Source organism: Streptomyces sp. NPDC001508, assembly GCF_040298665.1.
Taxonomy (GTDB): Bacteria; Actinomycetota; Actinomycetes; order Streptomycetales; family Streptomycetaceae; genus Streptomyces.
The window spans coordinates 45072-65590 of the sequence record NZ_JBEPAP010000041.1; the positions used below are offsets into that span (position 1 = coordinate 45072).

The following is a 20519-nucleotide window of genomic DNA, read 5'->3' on the forward strand; positions in this document are numbered from 1 at the left end:
CCTGGCAGGTGTGTGATACGTCCACGGGTCTGGGTGTATTCCTGGGCCGGTGGGCGTGCGGTGGCTGTCGGGGTGTGTGACGCGCCCATGGGGGTTTGTTGGCACACCCGGGGCTGTGGGCCTGTGGTGTCCTGGCAGGTGTGTGATACGTCCACGGGTCTGGGTGTATTCCTGGGCCGGTGGGCGTGCGGTGGCTGTCGGGGTGTGTGACGCGCCCATGGGGGTCTGTGGGCACACCCGGGCTGTGGGCCCGTGGTGTCCCGTCGGGTGTGTGATACGCCCACGGGATCTGGGGCGCATTCCTGGGCTGGCGGGCCTGTGGTGGCCCGTGGGATGTGTGACACGCCCAGGTCGTGCGCCCGTGGGATGTGTGACACGCCCAGGTCGTGCGCCCGTGGGATGTGTGACACGCCCAGGTCGTGCGCCCGTGGGGGCCCGTCGGGTGTGTGGCCTGCCTATGGGATCTGGGCAGGCCCACTGCCCCGGGCCCTGCCCCCGCCCTGGGCGCCCTGCCCCGCCCGGCCCTGCCCCCGCCCTGGGCGCCCTGCCTCGCCCGGCCCTGTCTCGCCCGGCCCTGCCCCGCCCGGGCCCTGCCTGCGGCAGGGGGTGTCAGTTGTCTGTCACCGTGGTGGACGGCGGGCGGGCGGTGCCCGGGCGGGAACGGACGTCGTCGCCGCATTCGTACCGGCGCGGCGGCTCGCCGCCCGGCCCGCCCAGCACCACCGAGCCGTCGCCCTCGGCCGCCGTCGAGTCGGAGAACGTGCAGACGATCTGGGCGAGCGCGTACGAGGTGAGCTGTTCCGGGGCCGTGCTCAGCCGCAGCGTGTCCTCGGGGTCCTTGGGCCGCGGCCCGCTCACGCTCATGCCGCCGCGCACGTACGTCGCATAGCCCGCGTTGCGCTCGCTGTCGGACGGTGTCCGGGCGAGCTGGTCCAGCAGCCCCTGCGCCACGTGCACCCGCCGCCGGGCGTCCGCCGTGCCCTCCGGGACGTGCACCGTCCGGTCCACGGTGACCAGCGACGAACCGCACAGCAGGAACACCTGCACGGGCACGCCACCCTGCGCGGTCGGCGTCGACAGGTCCGCATCGGACAGCGAACACGGCACCCGCGAGGGCGCGCCGCCGAAGTCCGTCGGCACCTCTGTGGTCCGGATCCCGCAGCCGGCGAGCAGCACGGCGAGCAGGGGGACGGCCAGCAGCCGCCGTACGGCCATCACGCCTTCCCCTTGTCGTCGCCCCGGCCGCCGCTGCCGTCACGGTCGCCCTCACCGGCACCAGCACCGGCACCGGCGGCCGGGCCGGTCTCGTCGGCCGGCTCCGTCAGCTTGGCGGCGTCCCGGGGCAGCCGCAGGGTGAACACCGCACCGCCGTCGGCCGAGTTGGCGGCGGTGATCTCGCCGCCGTGGATGTGCGCGTTCTCCAGGGCGATGGACAGACCGAGGCCGCTGCCCTCGGAGCGCGGGCGGGAGGCGCTGGCCTTGTAGAAGCGGTCGAAGACGTGCGGCAGGACGTCCTCGGGGATACCGGGCCCGTGGTCGCGGACGGCGATGACGATCTGTGAACCCTCCTCACCGGCCACCCGCACCGAGACCCGCACCGGCGAGCCGCCGTGCTTGAGCGCGTTGCCGATCAGGTTGGCGAGGATCACGTCGAGGCGGCGCGGGTCGAGACGGGCGTGGATGCCGCGCTCGGCGTCCAGCTCCACCGCGTCCAGCCAGGCGCGGGCGTCGATACAGGCGGTGATCTGGTCGGCGAGGTCCACGTCGTCCAGGACCAGCCGGGCGGTGCCCGCGTCGAAGCGGGTGACCTCCATCAGGTTCTCGACCAGGTCGTTCAGCCGCCGGGTCTCGCTCACCACCAGCCGCACCGCGGGCTCGATCATCGGGTCCATGCTCCCGGCCTCCGAGTCCAGCTCCTCCTCCAGTACCTCCGTCACGGCGGTGATGGCGGTCAGCGGCGTCCGCAGTTCGTGGCTCATGTCCGCGACGAAACGCCGGGACGCCTCGTCGCGGGCGGCCATGTCGGCGACCCGTTTCTCCAGCGCCTCGGCCGCGTTGTTGAACGTCCGGGAGAGATCGGCGAGTTCATCGGTGCCGGACACCCGCAGCCGGGTGTCGAGCCTGCCCTCGCCGAGCCGCCGGGCGGCCACGCCCAGCCGGTGCACCGGCTTCAGCACGGTCGTCGCGGCGGCCTGCGCGAGCAGCGCGGAGCCGATCAGCGCGAGGCCCGTGGCGATGCCCAGCGACCAGGCGAGGGAGTTGAGGTCCTTCGCCTCGGGCTCCAGCGACTTGAGCATGTAGCCGGTCGGGCCGCCGCCGATCACCTTCGTGCCGGCCACCAGGTACGGGGTGCCGTGCTCGACGATCCGCTGCCAGTACAGGTGGTACGCGGACTTGTTGCCGTCGCCCACCGGCTGCCGCTTGTCCACGGCGGCCCGCAGCGACAGGGGGACGTCCTCCAGCGCGAACCCGCTGAGCCCGCCCGAGGTGCCGTACACCGTCCGGCCGGCTGCGTCCTGGCCGACCAGCAGCACGCTGAAGCGCTGGCTGCTGCCCGCCATCTGCCCGGCCGTACGCTGGAGTTCGTCCTGGGTGGGATGCACGGGCAGCGCGCTCGCCCGGTTCTGCATCTCCTGCTTGAAGTCCCGCAGCGCCGCGTCCTGGGCCCGGGTGAGCACGGCCTCCCGGTTGAGCCAGTAGGCGATGCCCGAGGCGGACACCGCGGCGGTCAGCGCGACCAGCCCGAACACCACGACCAGCCGCAGCCGCAGACTGGTGAAGCGCAGCCGTGACAGGACTCCCTTGCGACCCGCGGTCCAGCCGCGGAACCCCCCTTGCGCCTTCGTCACTGAGGTGCGTCCAGGCGGTAGCCGACACCACGGACGGTACGGATCAGGGTCGGCGACGACGGCACGTCCTCGACCTTGGCGCGCAGCCGCTGGACGCACGCGTCCACCAGCCGCGAGTCACCGAGGTAGTCGTGCTCCCAGACCAGCCGCAGCAACTGCTGCCTGGACAGCGCCTGACCGGGCCGCCGGCTCAGCTCCAGCAGCAGCCGCAGTTCGGTCGGGGTGAGCTGAAGGTCCTCGCCGTTCTTGGTCACGGTCATCGCCGAGCGGTCGATGACGAGGCTCCCGAACGTCGCCGAGTCGCTGGCCTCCCGCTCCCCGCGGCGCAGCACGGCGCGGATCCGGGCGTCCAGCACACGGCCCTGCACCGGCTTGACGACATAGTCGTCGGCGCCCGACTCCAGCCCGACCACCACGTCGATGTCGTCGCTGCGCGCGGTCAGCAGAATGATCGGCAACTGGTCCGTGCGCCGGATGCGCCGGCAGACCTCGAACCCGTCGATGCCGGGCAGCATCACATCCAGCACGATCAGGTCCGGGCGCTGCTCGCGCAGCAGTTTCAGACCGTCCTCGCCGGTGGCAGCGGTGGCCACCCGGTGTCCCTGGCGCGTCAGTGAGAGCTCCAGGGCCGTACGGATGGCGTCGTCGTCCTCGATCAGCAACAGGGAAGGCACGGGCCTCATTCTGGCCCATGGAGGGGGTGCCGGACGACCTGTGGGGCCCGCAGGCGCCCGGAAACCCCGATACCGCCACAGTCTGTGCGCGGGCGGTGACGCAACTGTGCCGGGCCGCTGTGACAGGTCTGTGACAGTCGGCGGACACGGCCATGAAGTCACCCGGGCAAGATTTTCGGCACAGGCAAGGAAGCAGACCGAACACCGAAGTCCACGACAGGGGGCGCGAGATGAACACGCTGCAGGGCATGAGCACCAGCGCGGTCGTCACGCGTCTGCATGACGTGAACCGGGGTTCTGAGAAGTCCGGTGCCGAGGGGGGTCCCTCCCGCGCGAGCGTGTTCGAGCGTGGGGGAGGGCGGGGGTGCGCTCGCGGCACCGGGCGTCAGCACACCGCGTACATGTCGGTGGTCGACGCTCGTACGGGGGGAAGCACGACGGGGGTCACGGGGGCCCACGGGGGAGCCGCGTACAGGGAGGACTCGGGGGAGCGCCGCTCGCTGACGGAGGCGGAGTTCACCGCCTACGTCCAGGAGCGCCGCGCCTCCCTGTACGCAACCGCCTACCACCTGACCGGCGACCGCTTCGAGGCCGAGGACCTGCTGCAGAGCGCGCTGTTCTCGACGTACCGGGCGTGGGACCGGATCAGTGACAAGGCGGCGGTCGGCGGATACCTGCGCCGCACCATGACCAATCTGCACATCAGCGCCTGGCGGCGCCGCAAGCTCAACGAGTACCCGACCGAGGAACTGCCGGAGACGCCCGGCGACACGGACGCGATGCGCGGCACCGAACTGCGCGCCGTCCTGTGGCAGGCGCTGGCCCGGCTGCCCGAACTCCAGCGCACCATGCTGGTCCTGCGCTACTACGAGGGCCGTACGGACCCGGAGATCGCGGACATCCTCGGCATCAGTGTCGGCACGGTCAAGTCCAGCATCTGGCGTTCGCTGCGCCGGCTGCGCGACGACGAGGTCCTCGGCGTCGGCCGTGACGAGGAGAACGCCTTCGGCGAACTGGTCGCCTGAAGGCCGGGGGGGAACGGGGAAACACGGGGGCCTGTGAGTCCGGGGGGACCCACGGGTGGCACGGGGGAGAGCGGGGGGAACGGCGGGACTGGAGGGCCGGGGGGTCCGTCCAGTCCCGCTTCTCCTGTTTGTCCGCGTGTACGGCCTTTGCCCGTCTGTTTCCCCGGGTGCGGTCTTCTTCCGGGTACGGCGGCCTGTCCGGTGCGCGGTGACTACGCCGGCGTCTGCGTGTGCGCCGAGGGTGCGCGGTGACTACGCCGGTGTCTGTGTCTGCGCCGAGGGTGTGTGGTCCTGCGGCGGCGCGGCCGGCCGTACCCGGCGTACCGCCGCGGCGGCCAGTCGGCCCAGTGCCTCGTCCCGGTCGCAGGCGTGCGCGCCCAGCGACACCTGGCGGGCGACGATCGACCGCTCCGTGCGCATCAGCCGGACCCCGCGGCGCAGCAGGAACGGCACCGACTTGCGGCCCTCCGCGAGGTCCCGCAGGAAACGCCGCCTGAAGGTGGTGAGCGCACCGCGGCTCAGGCACAACGCGTCGGCCAGCAGGCCCAGTTCACGGCAGCGGGCCACGATCTCCGCCGCGAAGACACCCTCCGCCACGAACAGCGGGGCACGCCCGATGTGCAGCGCCTCCTCGCCGGTACGGGCGCTCTTGGCGATGTCGTACACCGGCACGGTCGTCGAGCCCGTGGCGCACAGCCGGGCGATGGCGTCGACGGCGGCGTCCGCGTCCCAGGACCGCGGGTGGTCCCAGTCGATGTCCGAACTCCCCGCCACCAGCGGCAGCGTCGGGTCGTCGCCCTCCTTGTAGAAGTCGTCGAGGCGCAGCACGGGCAGCCCGGAACGGGCGGCGACGAGGGACTTGCCGGAACCCGAGGGGCCGCACAGCAGCACCACACGGGCAGGGGACGGGGGATGAATGCTCACGGAACACCAGTTTGACGCATGATGCGGCCCCTGCCGACCCCGCGGGTCGGCTTTGGAACGCGCATCACGCCTCAACTACCCTGCGTGTCGACATGATTACCCTCGCGCACCAGAAGGCGGCACCCACGATGGCCCGACACAGCTCCTCCCGGCAACGCACCGCGCAGCGCGCGCTGATCGCCCTCGCGACCGCCTCGGCGGCCCTGGGCGTGGGCGCCGCGACGGCGTCCGCGGCCACCGAACCGCTCGCGGACGTGCCGCTCCGGCCGGCCTCGCCCGGGAACGTCGACCCGCAGACGGGGCTGGCGGCCCTCACCGACTCGGTCGGCTATGTCACCGGCCCGGTCGCCGGGCTCAAGCCCAACCCGCTGGCGGGCACCGGAGTCGACCCCCTCGACAACGGCGTCGGCACCCAGCTCGCCGACTTCAAGCCGGTGACCTCCAGGGCGCTGACCGCCCCGATCGCCCAGGCGGAGTCGCTGGGCAGCCTGCCGGTGGCCGGGCAGGTCCTCGGAGCGCTGGGCCGCTGAGGCGCCCGCGGGGGCCGCGGGGAACCGCGCGACCGGCCGCAGCGACCTGCGGTCGGCGCATCACGCCAGTTCCCCGCCGGGACCCTGTCGGTGACCCCGCCGGGACCAGTCGGTAACCCCGCCGGGACCCCTGCCCGTTCCCCGCCGGGAATCCCGTCGGTAACCCCGCCGGGACCCCTGCCCGTTCCGCGCCGGGAATCCCGTCGGTAACCCCGCCGGGACCCCTGCCCGTTCCGCGCCGGGAATCCCGTCGGTAACCCCGCCGGGACCCTGTCGGTGACCCCGCCGGGACCAGTCGGTAACCCCGCCGGGACCCCTGCCCGTTCCGCGCCGGGAATCCCGTCAGCAACCCCGCCGGGACCCCTGCCCGTTCCGCGCCGGGAATCCCGTCAGCAACCCCGCCGGGCCCCGTCAGTAAGAGGAACCCGACGCGCCCAACGCCCCCGTCGGGTGCCACACCGTCTTCGTCTCCAAGAACGCCGTCAGCCGCTCGATCCCGGGCGTCTCAAAGTAATCCACAGGCTGTGGACGAAGGACGCGCTTCAGATTGTCCGCCGCGGCGATCTCCAGTTCCTTCGCCAGCGCCTCGTCCGCGCCCGCGAGGTCGATCGCGTTGACGTCCTGGTGCGCGGCCAGCGGCGCGGCGATCTCCGCCGTACGGCCGGAGAGCACGTTGACGACACCGCCGGGCACATCCGAGGTGGCCAGCACCTCGGCGAGGGAGAGCGCCGGGAGGGGGGACCTCTCGGACGCCACGACCACGGCCGTGTTGCCCGTCGCGATCACCGGGGCGAGCACCGACACCAGGCCCAGGAAGGACGACTCCTGCGGGGCCAGGACGGCGACCACGCCCGTCGGCTCGGGGGAGGACAGATTGAAGAACGGACCCGCGACCGGGTTGCCGCCGCCCACCACCTGGGCGATCTTGTCGGTCCAGCCCGCGTACCAGACCCAGCGGTCCACGGTCGCGTCCACCACGGCGCTCGCCCTGGCCTTCGACAGGCCCTCCGCGTCGGCGACCTCGCGCACGAACTGCTCCCGCCGGCCCTCCAGCATCTCCGCGACGCGATAGAGGACCTGGCCCCGGTTGTACGCCGTCGCGCCCGACCAGCCGCCGAACGCCTTGCGGGCGGCGACCACCGCGTCCCTGGCGTCCTTGCGGGAGGAAAGGGGCGCGTTCGCCAGCCACTTGCCCTTCGAGTCGGTCACCTCGTACACCCGGCCGCTCTCGGAACGCGGGAACTTGCCGCCCACGTACAGCTTGTAGGTCTTGAAGACACTCAGACGCCGCGCGGCGGAGCCGCCCACGGACACGTTGTCAGACATCGAGGTACGCCTCCAGGCCGTGGCGGCCGCCCTCGCGGCCGAAGCCCGACTCCTTGTAGCCGCCGAACGGCGAGGTCGGGTCGAACTTGTTGAACGTGTTGGACCACACGACACCCGCCCGGAGCCGGTTCGCGACCGCCAGGATCCGCGACCCCTTCTCCGTCCAGATGCCCGCCGACAGGCCGTACGGCGTGTTGTTGGCCTTGGCGACGGCCTCCTCCGGCGTGCGGAAGGTGAGGACCGACAGCACCGGGCCGAAGATCTCCTCGCGGGCGACGGTGTGCGCCTGGGTGACGTTCGTGAAGAGCGTCGGGGCGAACCAGTAGCCGGAGGACGGGAGTTCGCAGGCCGGGGACCAGCGCTCGGCGCCTTCCGCCTCGCCCCGCTCGGCCAGCGCGGTGATGCGGGCCAGCTGCTCGGCGGAGTTGATCGCGCCGATGTCGGTGTTCTTGTCGAGCGGGTCGCCGAGACGCAGCGTCGACAGGCGGCGCTTGAGGGACTCCAGCAGCTCGTCGTGGATCGACTCCTGCACCAGCAGCCGGCTGCCCGCGCAGCAGACCTGGCCCTGGTTGAAGAAGATTCCGGTGACGATGCCCTCGACCGCCTGGTCGATGGGGGCGTCGTCGAAGACGATGTTCGCGCCCTTGCCGCCGAGTTCGAGGGTGAGCTTCTTACGGGTGCCCGCGACCGTGCGGGCGATCTCCTTGCCGACGGACGTGGAGCCGGTGAAGGCCACCTTGTCGACGCCCGGGTGCGCGACGAGGGCCGCGCCGGTGCGGCCGTCGCCGGTGACGATGTTCACGACGCCCGCGGGCAGGCCCGCCTGACGGCAGATGTCCGCGAAGAACAGCGCGGACAGCGGGGTCGTCTCGGCGGGCTTGAGGACCACCGTGTTGCCGGTGGCGAGCGCCGGGGCGATCTTCCACGCCAGCATCAGCAGCGGGAAGTTCCACGGGATGACCTGGCCGGCCACGCCCAGCGGCTTCGGCGACGGACCGAAACCGGCGTGGTCCAGCTTGTCCGCCCAGCCCGCGTAGTAGAAGAAGTGCGCGGCGACCAGGGGGAGATCCGCGTCGCGCGTCTCCTTGATGGGCTTGCCGTTGTCCAGCGTCTCCAGGACCGCCAGCTCGCGGCTGCGTTCCTGGATGATGCGCGCGATACGGAAGAGGTACTTGGCGCGCTCGGCACCGGGCAGCGCCGACCACTTCTCGAACGCCTTGCGGGCGGCCCGCACCGCCCGGTCGATGTCCTCGGCGGTGGCCTGGGTGTACTCGGAGAGCACTTCCTCGGTGGAGGGGGAGACCGTCTTGGCGAGATCCCCGCCCGCGCTCTCGACGAACTCGCCGTCGATGAAGAGGCCGTACGACGGGGCGATGTCGACGATCGCGCGCGACTCGGGCGCGGGAGCGTACTCGAATGCCATGGGTCAGTCCACCGTTACGTAGTCGGGGCCGGAGTAGCGGCCGGTGGCCAGCTTCTGACGCTGCATCAGCAGATCGTTCAGGAGCGAGGACGCGCCGAAGCGGAACCAGTGGTTGTCCAGCCAGTCGGCACCGGCGGTCTCGTTGACCAGGACGAGGAACTTGACCGCGTCCTTGCTGGTGCGGATGCCGCCGGCGGGTTTCACACCGACCTGGACGCCGCTCTGGGCCCGGAAGTCGCGCACCGCCTCCAGCATGAGCAGGGTGTTGGCCGGGGTCGCGTTCACCGCCACCTTGCCCGTCGACGTCTTGATGAAGTCGGCCCCGGCCAGCATGCCGAGCCAGCTCGCCCGCCGGATGTTGTCGTACGTCGACAGCTCGCCCGTCTCGAAGATGACCTTCAGCCGGGCGGACGTCCCGCAGGCCGCCTTCACCGCGACGATCTCGTCGTACACCTTCAGGTACTTCCCGGCGAGGAACGCCCCCCGGTCGATGACCATGTCGATCTCGTCGGCGCCCGCGGCGACGGCCTCCTGCACATCGGCCAGCTTGACGTCGAGCGCGGCACGGCCGGCCGGGAAGGCGGTGGCGACCGAGGCGACCTTGACGCCGGAGCCGGCGACGGCCTCCTTGGCGACGGCCGCCATGTCGGGGTAGACGCAGACGGCCGCGGTCGTCGGGGTCGTACGGTCCGTCGGGTCCGGGTGGACCGCCTTGGCGCCGAGCGCCCGGACCTTGCCCGGGGTGTCCGCGCCTTCCAGCGTCGTCAGGTCGACCATCGAGATGGCGAGGTCGATGGCGTACGCCTTCGCGGTGGTCTTGATGGAACGGGTGCCGAGCGAGGCGGCGCGCGCCTCCAGGCCGACCGCGTCGACGCCGGGCAGCCCGTGCAGGAAGCGGCGCAGTGTGCTGTCGGACGCGGTCACGTCGGCGAGAGCCTGCGCTGTGGGAGCAGAGGTGGGCATGGTCACCAGACGAGCATATCTACGCGCGTAGCGGCTGTACAGCCCCCGGGATCGGCCCCGAACCGGGCCGCGGTCCCGCCCTCCGCCCGGTACCGCGGATGAACGCCGCCGACGGTGTCGGGCAGAATCGGGACCATGACGACCCCGGACCACCAGCCATCCGAGCCGCAACCGCCGGTGCCCACCGTCAAGGACCGGGTCCACCGGTCGTCCGCGGCGATCGCCGGCGGGGTGGTGATGCTCGCCATCGTCCTGTGGCTCGGCCTCGACGCGCTGTTCAACGGGCACGGCCGGACCCCCTGGCTGGCCCTCGCCACCATGATCCTCGTGGTGCCGCTGGTGGTCGCCTTCACCCTGCGCCCGGCCGTGTACGCGGGCGAGGACCGGCTGCGGGTGCGCAACCCGTTCCGGATGATCACCCTGCCCTGGGGCGAGATCGCCGCCCTGCGCTCCAGCTACTCCAACGAGGTCGTCGCGGAGTCCGGCACCAAGTACCAGCTGTGGGCCGTCCCGGTCTCGCTGCGGGCCCGCAAGAGGGCCGCCCGGCGGCAAACCCGCTCCGAGGCCGCGGCGCGCGACGGCGGCGGCCGGTCCGGCGGGCCGGGCACGGGGCCCGGCGCCGGTGGCGGGGTGTCCGTTGTGGGGCGGGCTGAGGGGGATCAGATCGTCGAGGATCTGCGTGAGCTGCTGGAGCGGCGCGGGCAGGCGGAGGGTGCGCAGGGCGAGATTGTGGTCCGCTGGGCGTACGAGGTCGTGGTGCCGGCGGTGGCGGGTGCGGTTCTGCTGGTGATCCTGCTCGCGATGGGCTGACCGGGGCGGGTGGCCGCTTCCACGGCCGGGGCCCGGTGCGCTGTGCGCCGCCGGTGGGCCGGGGGCGGGGTCCGTTGCGCTGTGCGCTGTGCGCTCGCGGCGGGGCGGGCGCGGGGTCGGGGGTGGGGCTCGGTACGCCTCTCGGTGCCCGTGGTGCGGTGTCCGTTGTGGGTTGCGGTGTGGGAGCGTCCGGGTCAGGCCGGACCGGGACCATGGCGGGGCCAAGAGCACGGTGATGCTGGAGGACCTGGAGGCGGTGGACCCGGCGGGGCGGGCGGCGGTGTGGCGGTTCCTGTCCGACATCGAGCTGACCTCGACGCTGCCGGCGCGGGAGCGCCCGGTGGACGAGGCGTGGCAGTTGTGGTGCCGGACACCCGTGGGGATGGCCGGCACCGTGGGCGGGCTGGTGTGGCTCAGGGATCAGCGCACGTCGACGAAGTCGCCCTCGGAGACGGCGGCCGCGGTGTCGGCGGTGCCGGCGTAGGACCAGCGGTACTCGCCGTCGGCGAACGCGCGGACGGTGGCGGACACGGTGCCGTCGGCGGCGGTGTCGACGGTCTTGACGGTGGTGTACTTGGCGCAGCCCTTGAGGCGGAACTGCAGCTGCACGGGCCGGCCGGCCGCCGTGGCGGCGTAGGTGCCGGTCGCCCAGTCCGCGTTCTGCACGCCGCCGGTGACCGTGAGGGCCCTGCCCCACTTCACCCGGTCCGGGGCGTCGACGCCGACGTGGGTCTCGCGCCGCAGGTCGAAGTCCGCGGCCTTCTCCAGGAATTCGGCGTCGCCGTCGGCGGCGATCGCGTAGGCGCTGACGCTCCAGGCGCCCGCCAGGGAGCCGTCGGCCGGCGCGCTGCCCGGGGTGAGGGTGAAGGTGAGGGTGCAGGTGCTGGTCGCGGCGGTGGTCGGACCGCAGGCCGCGGTCGCGGGAACCGTGCTGTCCTGGCTGGTGTACGAGCCGTGGTAGAGCGTGGCGTTGATCTGCTCCAAGCCGGACGGGTCGGTCGCGGTGACCTCCACGGTGACGGTTCTCGCGCTCGTGCCGAGGACCACGGGGTCACCGCTGTTGACGACGACGCCGGTGATGTCGGTGTCGCCGAACGTCTCGTCCGCGTGCGCGGCCGGAACGGCGAGGGCGGACAGGGCCACGACGCCGCAGGCGGCGAGGGCGGCAGAGTAAATGCGCATGCGAATTCCTCAAGTTGTACGCCAAGGACCGCCAATTCCCGGTCGGCGGGCCTGAATTGACGCCTGCAGCGTACCCACCTTGTGGAGATTCAGGAACGTTTTTGGCGGCGGCGTGAAGAGCGTCGCCGTTTTTCCGTCGAAGAAAGTGCGGGCGAATATCGGGTGCGCCGATTCCATGGAAAACCGAAGGGGAAATTCGACTGGAATTTCAGCGGACCTGGCGACCACCTACGCGTACCGCGGCCCGGCCGCCGCCGTGGCGGAGCCGTCGCTCATCCCGCACGGTCGCCGTACGGCGGCCATATGAACGAGGGGCAACTTTCAGATGAAGCATGCTGCATACAGTAAAGACAGGGCAATCGTTGTCAATCGCGTCTCACTACTCTGCGGATGCCGCACGAATGACGATCCGTCGTCGAACCGTGCGGCCTTCCTGACGTCGGGAACCGCAGGGGTGGGGATGGATGGCGGCAAGACAGGGGGGCGCGGCCGTACCCGGCACGCGCTGTCAGATAGACATATCCGCAGACGGAAGTCATCTGTGGCGGCTCACCGCCACGAACGGGCGGGTGATCGCCGTGGCGGGCCTGACGTACCGCAGTTACGAGGAGTGCCGGGCGGCGTTCGAGCAGATGTGCGCGGGAGTGGCGGGATTAGCCGGGGGTGTGCACCACACCTCTGAGGGCAACGGCTGGGTCTGGCGGCTGCGGGACCCGGCCGGCGGCGCCCTGGCCGTGTCGTCGCGTGCCTATGAGCGGCACTCGACCTGCCAGGCCGCCTACGAGCGTTTCCGGGCGCTGTTGGCCGAACTGGGGTCGGCCGGGGTGATCGCGTGGGACGACGCGCACTGACCTGACCAGCCGTCGGCTGCGCAGTTCACCAGCATGGGAAGGGGTCCGGGTCCGCCGCACCGGCGGGCCCGGACCCCTTCGTTTCTTCACATCGCCGCGTTCACGTCAAACCCGGAAGTTGCCTGTTGGGGGTGCCTCGTTCACCTTTGTGTGCGCAGAAGTCCACTGGGCCTCAGGAGCGTCGGCACATGTGACGACGCGACTGTATGAGCGACCTGTGGCCCCGGCGGACGATCCTCCCAGACGCCTGTACGCCGATCCCGGTGTGGCCGACCGCTTGTTCCGGGGTGTGCTGCGCGGGGGCGGCACTCTGGTGCTCGCCATCATGCTGCTCGTCGGCGGCTTTCTGACGTACCGGGCCTGGCAGGCGCTGTCGGTCGCGAAGTGGGGCTTCATCACCACCGAGACCTGGGAGCCCGAGGGCGGCAACTTCGGCATCGCCGCCGTGCTCGTCGGCACGATCCTCGTCGCCCTCGTCGCCATCGTCTTCGCGGTGCCGATGGCGCTCGGCACCGCGCTGTACATCTCCGAGTACGCCCCGCCGAGCATCCGGCAGACCCTCATCAGCATCGTGGACCTGATGGCCGCCGTGCCCTCGGTGGTCTACGGACTGTGGGGTCTGTTCTTCTTCCAGGGGCATGTGGTCAGCCTGTCCCGCTGGCTCGCCACGTACTTCGGCTGGATCCCCCTCTTCGAGGTCGACGGCGCCGATCCGCGCGACCCGCTCGCCACCGCCACCGTCTACACCTCCTCCACCTTCATCGCCGGCATGGTCGTGTCCCTGATGGTCGCGCCGATCATCTGCTCGGTGATGCGGGAGGTGTTCTCGCAGGCCCCGGTCGGCGAGCGGGAGGGCGCGTACGCGCTCGGCGCGAACCGCTGGGGCATGATCCGCAGCGTCGTGCTGCCCTTCGGCAAGGGCGGCATGATCGGCGGCACCATGCTGGGCCTGGGCCGGGCGCTCGGCGAGACCATCGCCGTGTACCTGATCATCTCGCCGGTGTTCAAGATCCAGCCGCACATCCTGCAGAACGGCACCAGCACGGTCTCCTCGCTGATCGCCCTGCGCTACGGCGAGGCGAGCCCCATCGGGATGTCCGCGCTGATGGCCGCGGGCCTCGCGCTCTTCCTGCTGACCCTCGTCGTCAACTTCGTCGCGTCGTCGATCGTCGCCCGCAGCCGTTCCGGCGCGACGAGCGACTCCTGAGGAGACCGAGCCAGATGACCGTCACCACCGCACAGAGCCCGCCCGGCGGCCAGGGGCCGCAGCCCGACCCGGCGGCACCGCCCGAGGCGCCGGCGGGCACCACCCTGCCCGCGCGCCGCAGGACGCTCACCGAGTCACGCCGCAACCTGGCCACGCTGCGCGCCACCGACGTGTACGCCATGCTCGGCGCCGGCGCCGCGTCCCTCAGCGTCACCTGGCTGATGTTCGACCGACTGCTGCCCTTCAACGGCGCCCTGGGCTTCGTCGTCGTCGCCTACCTGCTCTTCCTCGGCCTGTACGCGCTGCTGGTCTCCTTCGACGAGGACGGGCCCGCGGTGCGCGACCGGGTGGCCGCGGCCGTCGTCCAGAGCCTCGGCGTGGTGATGCTCGCCGTGCTGGCGTTCGTGGTCGTCTACACCCTCTACGAAGGCCGCGAGGCGCTGCCGCACCTGAACTTCTACACCGAGTCGATGGCCGACGCGGGCCCGATCGAGCCGCTCGACGTCGGCGGCATCCTGCACGCGATCGTCGGCACCCTGTGGCAGATCTCCATCGCCCTGCTGATCTGCATCCCGGCCGGGCTGGTGTGCGCGGTCTTCCTGAACGAGGTCCCGGGGACGTTCAGCCGGTTCGTGCGCACCATGGTCGAGGCGATGACGGCCCTGCCGTCCATCGTCGCCGGCCTGTTCATCTACGCGACCTTCATCCTGGCGCTGGGCTTCGACCGCTCCGGCCTCGCCGCCGCGCTGGCGATCTCCGTGATGATGCTGCCGATCATCATCCGCGCGGCGGACGTGGTGATCCGGCTGGTCCCGGGAACGCTGCGCGAGGCGTCGTACGCCCTCGGCACCTCCCGGTGGCGCACCGTGTGGCACGTCGTGCTGCCCACCTCACGGTCCGGGCTGACGACGGCGATCATCCTGGGCACGGCCCGCGGGGTGGGGGAGACCTCGCCGGTCCTGCTGACCGCCGGCTACACCGCGGAACTGAACACCAACCCGTTCCACGACCCGATGGTGTCGCTGCCGCTGGCGGCCTTCGAACTCGTCAAGTCCCCCGAGCCCACCTACATCGCCCGCGGCTTCGGCACCGCGGCGGTGCTCCTGGTGCTCGTGCTCGTCCTGTTCGTCATAGCCCGCGTCATCGGCGGACGCGGACCGGGCCGGCTGACCCGCCGCCAGGAACACCGCCGCGTCAGGGCGTCCCGACGTGACGCGAGGCGTTTCGCGGCGCACGCCCCCGCCGACCGGCCGTCAGACAGTCCCGCACCGACGAGGAGCACCCCGTGATACCCGCACTTGTCCGTCGTCGTCCGCGCGCTACGCGCGTGTACCAGGCGCTGGCGCTGCTCGTCGCCGCGGTCTGCGCGCTGATCGCCGTCCATCCGCCGAACGCCTTCGCGGACACCTACACGAAGATCAGCGGCTCCGGTTCGACTTGGAGCTCCAACGCGATCGAGCAGTGGCGCCGCAACGTCCGCCAGCAGGGCATGACGGTGAACTACCAGGCGGTCGGCTCGTCGGTCGGCCGCCAGCAGTTCAAGAACGGCACCTCCGACTTCGGTGTGTCCGAGATCCCCTACGGGCTCAACGACCTCGGCCAGTCGGACCCGCCGCCCACGCGCAAGTACGCCTACATGCCGATCGTGGCCGGTGGTACGTCGTTCATGTACAACCTGAAGATCGGCGGCCGGCAGGTCACCAACCTCCGGCTGTCCGGTGAGGTCCTCACCAAGATCTTCACCGGCAAGCTGACGATGTGGAACGCGCCGGAGATCAAGGCGGACAACCCCCGGTTGAACCTGCCGGCCCGCCGGATCGTCCCGGTGGTCCGCTCCGACGGCTCCGGTACGACCGCCCAGTTCACGCTGTGGATGTCCAAGGAGTACGGCTCCCTGTGGAACGACTACTGCCGCCGGGCGGGCAAGCAGACGCCGTGCGGTCTGACGTCGTACTTCCCGGTGATCCCCGGCTCCGGCTTCGTCGCCCAGTCCCAGTCGCTCGGCGTCGCGGGCTATGTCAAGCAGTCCCAGGCCGAGGGCGCCATCACCTACGTCGAGTACTCGTACGCCAGGAACGCGGGATTCCCGGTGTCCAAGGTCCTCAACCACTCCGGCTACTACGTCGAACCGACCGCCTCCAGCGTGGCGGTCGCCCTGACCAAGGCCGAGATCAACAACGACCCGCGCTCGGCGAACTACCTGACCCAGAAGCTGGACAACGTCTACACCTTCGGGGACAAGCGCACCTACCCGCTCTCCAGCTACAGCTACATGATCATCCCGACCAAGGAGGAGAGCGGCTTCACCAAGGCCAAGGGGAGGACCCTCAGCGCCTTCAACAACTACTTCCTCTGCGACGGCCAGCAGCAGGCCGACCGGCTCGGTTACTCGCCGCTGCCGAAGAACCTGGTGGCAGCCGCCATGGACCAGACGCGGAAGATCCCGGGTGCCGTGAGTGCCGACATCGACATCAACAAGTGCAACAACCCGACCTTCTCCGGCGGCAAGAACCTCCTGATCCAGAACGCCCCCTATCCGCAGGCGTGCGACAAGAAGGGCTCGGACCAGTGCGCCACCGGTACCGGTGGCGCCAGGAACCCCACGCCGGTCGGCAACGGCGCCTCCGGCGGTTCCGGCTCGGGCGGCTCCGGCTCCGGTTCCGGCGGCGCCGGCTCCACGGGCGGCTCGGCGGCGACCGGAGGCTCGGGCTCCACGGGCTCGGGAGGCTCGACGGGCGGCTCCTCCGGCGGCAGTACGGCGGGCGGCACCGGTGGCACGGGCGGCACGGGCGGCGGCTCCGTCGTCGACCCCGACACCGGTGAGGTCCTCGGCGGCGGCCAGTCCACCGGCGACTCCTCCGTCGCCGCCAGCCCGGTCTCCCTGGGCGCGGACGACGCCCTCGGGCTGCGTACGGCGCTGATGGCGCTGTCGGCCGTGCTGCTGGTCGGCGTGGTCGTCGGGCCACCGGCCGTCGCACGGGTGATGGCCAACCGGACGCGCCGCAAGGGCGGTGCGGCATGACGAAGCTGCTGACAGGGCGGCCCCGGCCGCGCATCCTCGTCGCCGTGGGCTGCCTGCTGGCCGGGCTCATGGTGGCACTGCTGCCGGTGCCGCCGGCGACGACGCCCGCCGCGGCGGCGACCGGCGAGGACTCCGCGGTGACGAAGTCGGGGACGAAAGGCACGTACGACGACTTCTCCGACCTGAAGGTGACCGTCCACCAGACGAAGAACCTGCACTCCCAGAGCGTGCGGGTGAGCTGGCAGGGCGGGGCGCCTACGGAGACGGAGGGTTCGTTCAACCGCAACTACCTGCAGATCATGCAGTGCTGGGGTGACGAGGCGTCCGGTCCCGACCGGGAGCAGTGCGTCTTCGGCGCCGGCACCACCGTCGGGGCGGGAAACGGCCGGATCGTGCGCTACGGGACGGGGACGGCCTCGGGCAGCGAGGACGACCCCGAGGAGGACGAGAAGTACACGGGCTCGTTCCCCTTCGTCCCCTTCCGCCCGGCCAACGGCGAGCCGCCCACCACGTCGTCCCACGACTACACCTACTTCGGCCTGCTGGACAGCAACGAGCAGAAGGCCGTACGAACCTTCGCCAACGGCACCGGCGAGACGGAGTTCGAGGTGCAGGACGGGGTACAGGCGGACTACCTCGGCTGTGGCGTGAACACCGCGCCTTCGGGCAGCGCCCCCGCTCCGCGTCCCTGCTGGCTGGTGGTCGTGCCGCGCGGCACCCATGAGCCGAGCGGCAATGCGGTCACCGGCAGTGACAAGCTCGTCTCCTCGCCGCTGTCCGCGACGAACTGGGCGCAACGGATCGTCTTCCGCCTGGACTTCCAGCCGGTCGACGCGTTCTGCCCCAAGGGCCAGGCCGAGCGGGCCGTACCCGGCTCCGAACTCGCCGACGACGCCGTCTCGTCCTGGGCTCCCAAGCTGTGCACATCCACGGGGAGCACCTTCACCTTCAACCGCGGGCCCGAGGACGCCGCCAGGAACGAGGTGCTGGGCGCGACCGAGGATGCGCCCGCCATGGGTGTCACCGTCGACCCGGTGCCTCGGTCGGGACAGGGGGCGCGTGTCGTCCATGCGCCGGTGGCGGTGTCCGGGCTCGTGATCGCGTTCTTCGTCGAAGGCCCGTCCGGGATGATGCAGGAAATGAAGCTGACTCCTCGGCTCGTGGCCAAGATGCTCACTCATTCGTATGTGCGTGACGTCCCTTATGCAACCAACTGCAACCCCCAGCCCTGCCGGCCTGGTGAGCCGGCCCCACCTGAGTACCTCAAAAACAATCCGCTGAACTACACCAAGGACCCAGAATTCCTGGACCTCAATCCGGACTATGCCGACTTGGATTCCCAGACGGAGCCGCTGAGTCTCATGGTGCCGCAGGGCGACTCCGACACCACGCAGGTCATCTGGGACTGGCTCAAGTCGGACCGGGAGGCCAGGGAATTCCTCTCCGGGAAGGCGGACCCCTGGGGCATGGTGGTGAATCGCCACTACAAGGAGTCGGACCTCGCGAGCAACGCGCCCCCGACCGACTACCCCAAGTCGGATCCGACCGTGGCGACTGCCATCGGCAATGACTTCAACGACTCCGTGGAGTACACGATCCTGGACCTGGACCCCTACACGCTCGACCTGCACGACGGAGCTGTCAAAACCCGACGAGGCAACAACGGCCGCACCATCAATTACGTGGCCAAGAACGGCGAGGTGCCGGCCAAGCTGGCCAACCAGGCCCCGGTGCCGGGCAGACAATGTGCCATAGCGATCGTCGATGCCGCGTCGGCCGCGCGTTACGGGTTGCAGACCGCGGCGCTGCGCAACGCCGACGGGAATTTCGTGAAGCCGTCGGTCGGCACGTTGCAGGCGGGCGTCGGCGTCATGCGGCCGTCACCGGACAACTCCGGTGTGCTCGAGCCGGATCCGGCGCGGGCCAAGGGCCAGGCGTATCCGCTGACCGCCGTGACCTACGCCGCGGCCTCGGTGGACCAGGGCGCGAAGGACCGCAAGGCGTACGCCGACTTCATCCGGTACGCCGCGGGGCCGGGCCAGACGCAGGGCCGGGCCGTCGGCGAACTTCCCCCCGGCTACGCCCCGTTGACGGCCACGCTGCGCAAGCAGGCCGAGGCCGCCGCCGACGACCTGGAGCGCGGTGACCCAGGAAGCGGCACCCCACCCGGCGATCCGGACGCGAACGGTTCAGGGGGACTCACCGGCGGGGCCGGCACAGGAGGTGCGGCGTCCGGGGTGGCCGGCGGCGGGTCCGGCGCGGGCACGACCGGGTCCGGTGACACCGGCGGGCCGACGTCCGAGGCAGCCGCCGCCAACGGCTCCGCGCCCCCTTCGTCAGGGCCGCAACAGAATATCGGCCAAGCCGAACCAGGAATAACACCAGGCGACATCCTCGGTGTTATCCGCTGGGTTCTTCTGGTCGTCCTCTTTTTGGGCGGAGCATCAGGTCTTGCAGGCCCTGTAATGCTTCGCTATGCGCAACGGCGGACTCCCTAGGAGACACCTAGGAAGCCTTCCCGTAACCTTTCCCTCGTTGGGAATTTGTTGGTCGCCGCGCGAAATTCTGGAAATGTATGCGGTGGCCGGCCGACGGGTCGGCAGCACGAAAATCCGGATTCAGCTTGAACGTCCAGTCTTCGGAAATCCAGAAACCAAGGGGTTCAGAAGTGAACGTCAAGTCTTACGCCAAGGTCGGTGCCGCCGTCGGCGCCGCGGTCCTCGGTCTCGGCATCCTCGCCGCCCCGGCTTCGGCGGACCCGTCCTCGTCGACCGACTACCGCACCCTGGCCGCGGTCGGCTCGGACACCACGCAGTACGTCGTGAACGGCCTCGCCAACGGCACCGCTGTCGTGGACTCCACCGGCGCCAAGATCATCGCGTCCTGGGACGCGGTCACGCCGACCGGTGGCACCGACCCGTACAAGACCAAGGCGGCGGCGGAGTGCCAGTACACCCGCGCCCAGACCAACGGCTCCGGCAACGGCATCGCCCGGCTGTCCGAGGACATCACCAACGGCGGCGCCACCTGCATCGACATCGCCCGCTCCTCGCGCGGTCCGAAGGCCAGCGTGCCCGGCACCGACCTCACCTACGTCCCGTTCGCCCGTGACGCGGTCACCTACGCCACGGACCTCGGCAGCACCGTGCCGTCCGACCTGACGGTGGCGCAGCTGAAGAGCATCTACACGAACTGCACCTACACGGACGCGACGGGCGTGCACACGGTGGCGCCGCTGCTGCCGCAGGCCGGCTCGGGCACCCGCCAGTACTGGCTGGACTCCATCGGTGTCACCACTCCGGGTGCGTGCGTCAACGGCACCGTCCAGGAGCACGACGGCACGGCGATCACCGCCGCCAACCAGCTCGTGCCGTACTCGGTCGCGCAGTGGATCGCCCAGGGCAAGGGCCTGTCGGACGTCCCGAACCGTCGTGGTGAGTCGCGTCTGCGGAACATCGCGGGCCAGTCCCCCACCACCGGCTCGGGCTCCTCGATCGCGCTCAACACGAGCTTCATCTTCTCCCGCGACGTCTACAACGTCGTCCAGACGTCCCGGCTGAACGAGACCGCGATCTCCAGCGCGCTCTCGAAGATCTGCGCCGCGGGCACCGTCATCCAGAACTACGGCTTCGGCACCATCTCCAACTGCAACGCGCGCACCGTCACGGGTGGCCTGAACTCGTGATCGTCGTCTGATCCTCGCGTGACGGCCGGGCACCCTCCAGGTGCCCGG

The 20519-nt window shown here is 70.9% G+C and carries 18 protein-coding genes; 10 read left to right on the plus strand and 8 right to left on the minus strand.

Annotated elements, in window-relative coordinates; translation table 11 throughout:
- Positions 1-609 precede the first annotated feature (609 nt).
- Genes ABT245_RS30085 through afsQ1 form a run of 3 tightly spaced genes read right to left on the minus strand, consistent with a single transcriptional unit; the run spans position 610 to position 3523 of the window.
- Entirely contained in the window at positions 610-1215 is a 606-nt protein-coding gene (locus ABT245_RS30085) for a hypothetical protein (protein WP_351739382.1), read from the minus strand.
- Complete coding sequence (locus ABT245_RS30090; RefSeq protein WP_351739385.1) at positions 1215-2849, minus strand: ATP-binding protein; 1635 nt, start codon at positions 2847-2849, stop codon at positions 1215-1217. The genes ABT245_RS30085 and ABT245_RS30090 overlap by 1 nt, the downstream gene beginning before the upstream one ends.
- Complete coding sequence (afsQ1, locus tag ABT245_RS30095) at positions 2846-3523, minus strand: two-component system response regulator AfsQ1 (protein WP_121887427.1); 678 nt, start codon at positions 3521-3523, stop codon at positions 2846-2848. The genes ABT245_RS30090 and afsQ1 overlap by 4 nt, the downstream gene beginning before the upstream one ends.
- Positions 3524-3753: 230 nt before the next feature.
- Between afsQ1 and ABT245_RS30100 the strand changes: the two genes are divergently transcribed.
- The gene (locus ABT245_RS30100; RefSeq protein WP_351739388.1) at positions 3754-4548 is read left to right on the plus strand and encodes a SigE family RNA polymerase sigma factor; all 795 of its coding nucleotides are present in this window, start codon (positions 3754-3756) and stop codon (positions 4546-4548) included.
- Between the two features lie 252 nt (positions 4549-4800).
- On the opposite strand, the gene ABT245_RS30105 is transcribed toward ABT245_RS30100, so the two are convergent.
- On the minus strand, positions 4801-5439 hold the full coding sequence (locus ABT245_RS30105; RefSeq protein WP_351739453.1) for a uridine kinase: 639 nt from the start codon (positions 5437-5439) through the stop codon (positions 4801-4803).
- Positions 5440-5600: 161 nt separating this feature from the next.
- Here ABT245_RS30105 and ABT245_RS30110 point away from each other — a divergent pair, with 161 nt between their 5' ends.
- Positions 5601-6002 carry a hypothetical protein gene (locus ABT245_RS30110; RefSeq protein ID WP_351739456.1) on the plus strand — a complete coding sequence of 134 codons (402 nt, stop codon included), beginning with the start codon at positions 5601-5603 and terminating at the stop codon, positions 6000-6002.
- 411 nt (positions 6003-6413) lie between these two features.
- Here the strand turns inward: ABT245_RS30110 and ABT245_RS30115 are convergent, their stop codons facing one another.
- Genes ABT245_RS30115 through deoC form a run of 3 tightly spaced genes read right to left on the minus strand, consistent with a single transcriptional unit; the run spans position 6414 to position 9714 of the window.
- Complete coding sequence (locus ABT245_RS30115; protein ID WP_351739391.1) at positions 6414-7328, minus strand: aldehyde dehydrogenase family protein; 915 nt, start codon at positions 7326-7328, stop codon at positions 6414-6416.
- Positions 7321-8751, minus strand: coding sequence for an aldehyde dehydrogenase family protein (locus tag ABT245_RS30120; protein ID WP_351739394.1), 1431 nt, complete (start codon positions 8749-8751; stop codon positions 7321-7323). Before ABT245_RS30120 ends, ABT245_RS30115 begins: the two co-directional genes overlap by 8 nt.
- A 3-nt stretch (positions 8752-8754) precedes the next feature.
- Positions 8755-9714 carry a deoxyribose-phosphate aldolase gene (gene deoC, locus ABT245_RS30125; RefSeq protein WP_351739459.1) on the minus strand — a complete coding sequence of 320 codons (960 nt, stop codon included), beginning with the start codon at positions 9712-9714 and terminating at the stop codon, positions 8755-8757.
- 135 nt (positions 9715-9849) lie between these two features.
- Here deoC and ABT245_RS30130 point away from each other — a divergent pair, with 135 nt between their 5' ends.
- Together ABT245_RS30130 and ABT245_RS46220 are read left to right on the plus strand one after the other, a co-directional pair.
- Positions 9850-10524: a PH domain-containing protein gene (locus ABT245_RS30130; RefSeq protein WP_351739399.1), complete on the plus strand. Its 675-nt coding sequence runs from the start codon at positions 9850-9852 to the stop codon at positions 10522-10524.
- Between the two features lie 88 nt (positions 10525-10612).
- On the plus strand, positions 10613-11008 hold the full coding sequence (locus ABT245_RS46220) for a hypothetical protein (protein ID WP_502982225.1): 396 nt from the start codon (positions 10613-10615) through the stop codon (positions 11006-11008).
- On the opposite strand, the gene ABT245_RS30140 is transcribed toward ABT245_RS46220, so the two are convergent.
- Positions 10945-11706 (minus strand): DUF5707 domain-containing protein, encoded by a 762-nt coding sequence (locus tag ABT245_RS30140; protein WP_351739402.1) that lies wholly within the window; start codon positions 11704-11706, stop codon positions 10945-10947. The two genes, ABT245_RS46220 and ABT245_RS30140, sit on opposite strands and share 64 nt — an antisense overlap.
- A gap of 464 nt (positions 11707-12170) precedes the next feature.
- On the opposite strand from ABT245_RS30140, the gene ABT245_RS30145 reads away from it, so the two are divergent.
- From ABT245_RS30145 to ABT245_RS30170, 6 genes are all read left to right on the plus strand, one after another.
- Complete coding sequence (locus ABT245_RS30145; RefSeq protein WP_351739404.1) at positions 12171-12557, plus strand: DUF1508 domain-containing protein; 387 nt, start codon at positions 12171-12173, stop codon at positions 12555-12557.
- A 190-nt stretch (positions 12558-12747) separates the two neighbouring features.
- Positions 12748-13764 (plus strand): phosphate ABC transporter permease subunit PstC, encoded by a 1017-nt coding sequence (gene pstC, locus ABT245_RS30150; protein WP_351739406.1) that lies wholly within the window; start codon positions 12748-12750, stop codon positions 13762-13764.
- A 14-nt stretch (positions 13765-13778) separates the two neighbouring features.
- A complete protein-coding gene (gene pstA / locus ABT245_RS30155; protein ID WP_351739408.1) occupies positions 13779-15053 on the plus strand; it encodes a phosphate ABC transporter permease PstA in 1275 nt (424 codons plus the stop codon).
- Positions 15050-16786 carry a phosphate ABC transporter substrate-binding protein PstS gene (pstS, locus tag ABT245_RS30160; RefSeq protein ID WP_351739411.1) on the plus strand — a complete coding sequence of 579 codons (1737 nt, stop codon included), beginning with the start codon at positions 15050-15052 and terminating at the stop codon, positions 16784-16786. The genes pstA and pstS overlap by 4 nt, the downstream gene beginning before the upstream one ends.
- A complete protein-coding gene (locus tag ABT245_RS30165) occupies positions 16783-19284 on the plus strand; it encodes a hypothetical protein (protein WP_351739414.1) in 2502 nt (833 codons plus the stop codon). The genes pstS and ABT245_RS30165 overlap by 4 nt, the downstream gene beginning before the upstream one ends.
- Before the next feature lie 170 nt (positions 19285-19454).
- The gene (locus ABT245_RS30170) at positions 19455-20471 is read left to right on the plus strand and encodes a hypothetical protein (protein ID WP_351739417.1); all 1017 of its coding nucleotides are present in this window, start codon (positions 19455-19457) and stop codon (positions 20469-20471) included.
- The last annotated feature ends 48 nt before the right edge of the window (positions 20472-20519 follow it).

Bases quoted from the DNA above. Each gene is read 5' to 3' on its own strand.
- ABT245_RS30120 (WP_351739394.1), bottom strand. From the start codon at position 8,751: ATGGCATTCGAGTACGCTCCCGCGCCCGAGTCGCGCGCGATCGTCGAC.
- ABT245_RS30140 (WP_351739402.1), bottom strand. From the start codon at position 11,706: ATGCGCATTTACTCTGCCGCCCTCGCCGCCTGCGGCGTCGTGGCCCTG.
- ABT245_RS30145 (WP_351739404.1), top strand. From the start codon at position 12,171: ATGGCGGCAAGACAGGGGGGCGCGGCCGTACCCGGCACGCGCTGTCAG.
- ABT245_RS30085 (WP_351739382.1), bottom strand. From the start codon at position 1,215: ATGGCCGTACGGCGGCTGCTGGCCGTCCCCCTGCTCGCCGTGCTGCTC.
- ABT245_RS30110 (WP_351739456.1), top strand. From the start codon at position 5,601: ATGGCCCGACACAGCTCCTCCCGGCAACGCACCGCGCAGCGCGCGCTG.
- ABT245_RS30130 (WP_351739399.1), top strand. From the start codon at position 9,850: ATGACGACCCCGGACCACCAGCCATCCGAGCCGCAACCGCCGGTGCCC.
- ABT245_RS30115 (WP_351739391.1), bottom strand. From the start codon at position 7,328: ATGTCTGACAACGTGTCCGTGGGCGGCTCCGCCGCGCGGCGTCTGAGT.
- ABT245_RS30100 (WP_351739388.1), top strand. From the start codon at position 3,754: ATGAACACGCTGCAGGGCATGAGCACCAGCGCGGTCGTCACGCGTCTG.
- pstA (WP_351739408.1), top strand. From the start codon at position 13,779: ATGACCGTCACCACCGCACAGAGCCCGCCCGGCGGCCAGGGGCCGCAG.
- deoC (WP_351739459.1), bottom strand. From the start codon at position 9,714: ATGCCCACCTCTGCTCCCACAGCGCAGGCTCTCGCCGACGTGACCGCG.
- ABT245_RS30165 (WP_351739414.1), top strand. From the start codon at position 16,783: ATGACGAAGCTGCTGACAGGGCGGCCCCGGCCGCGCATCCTCGTCGCC.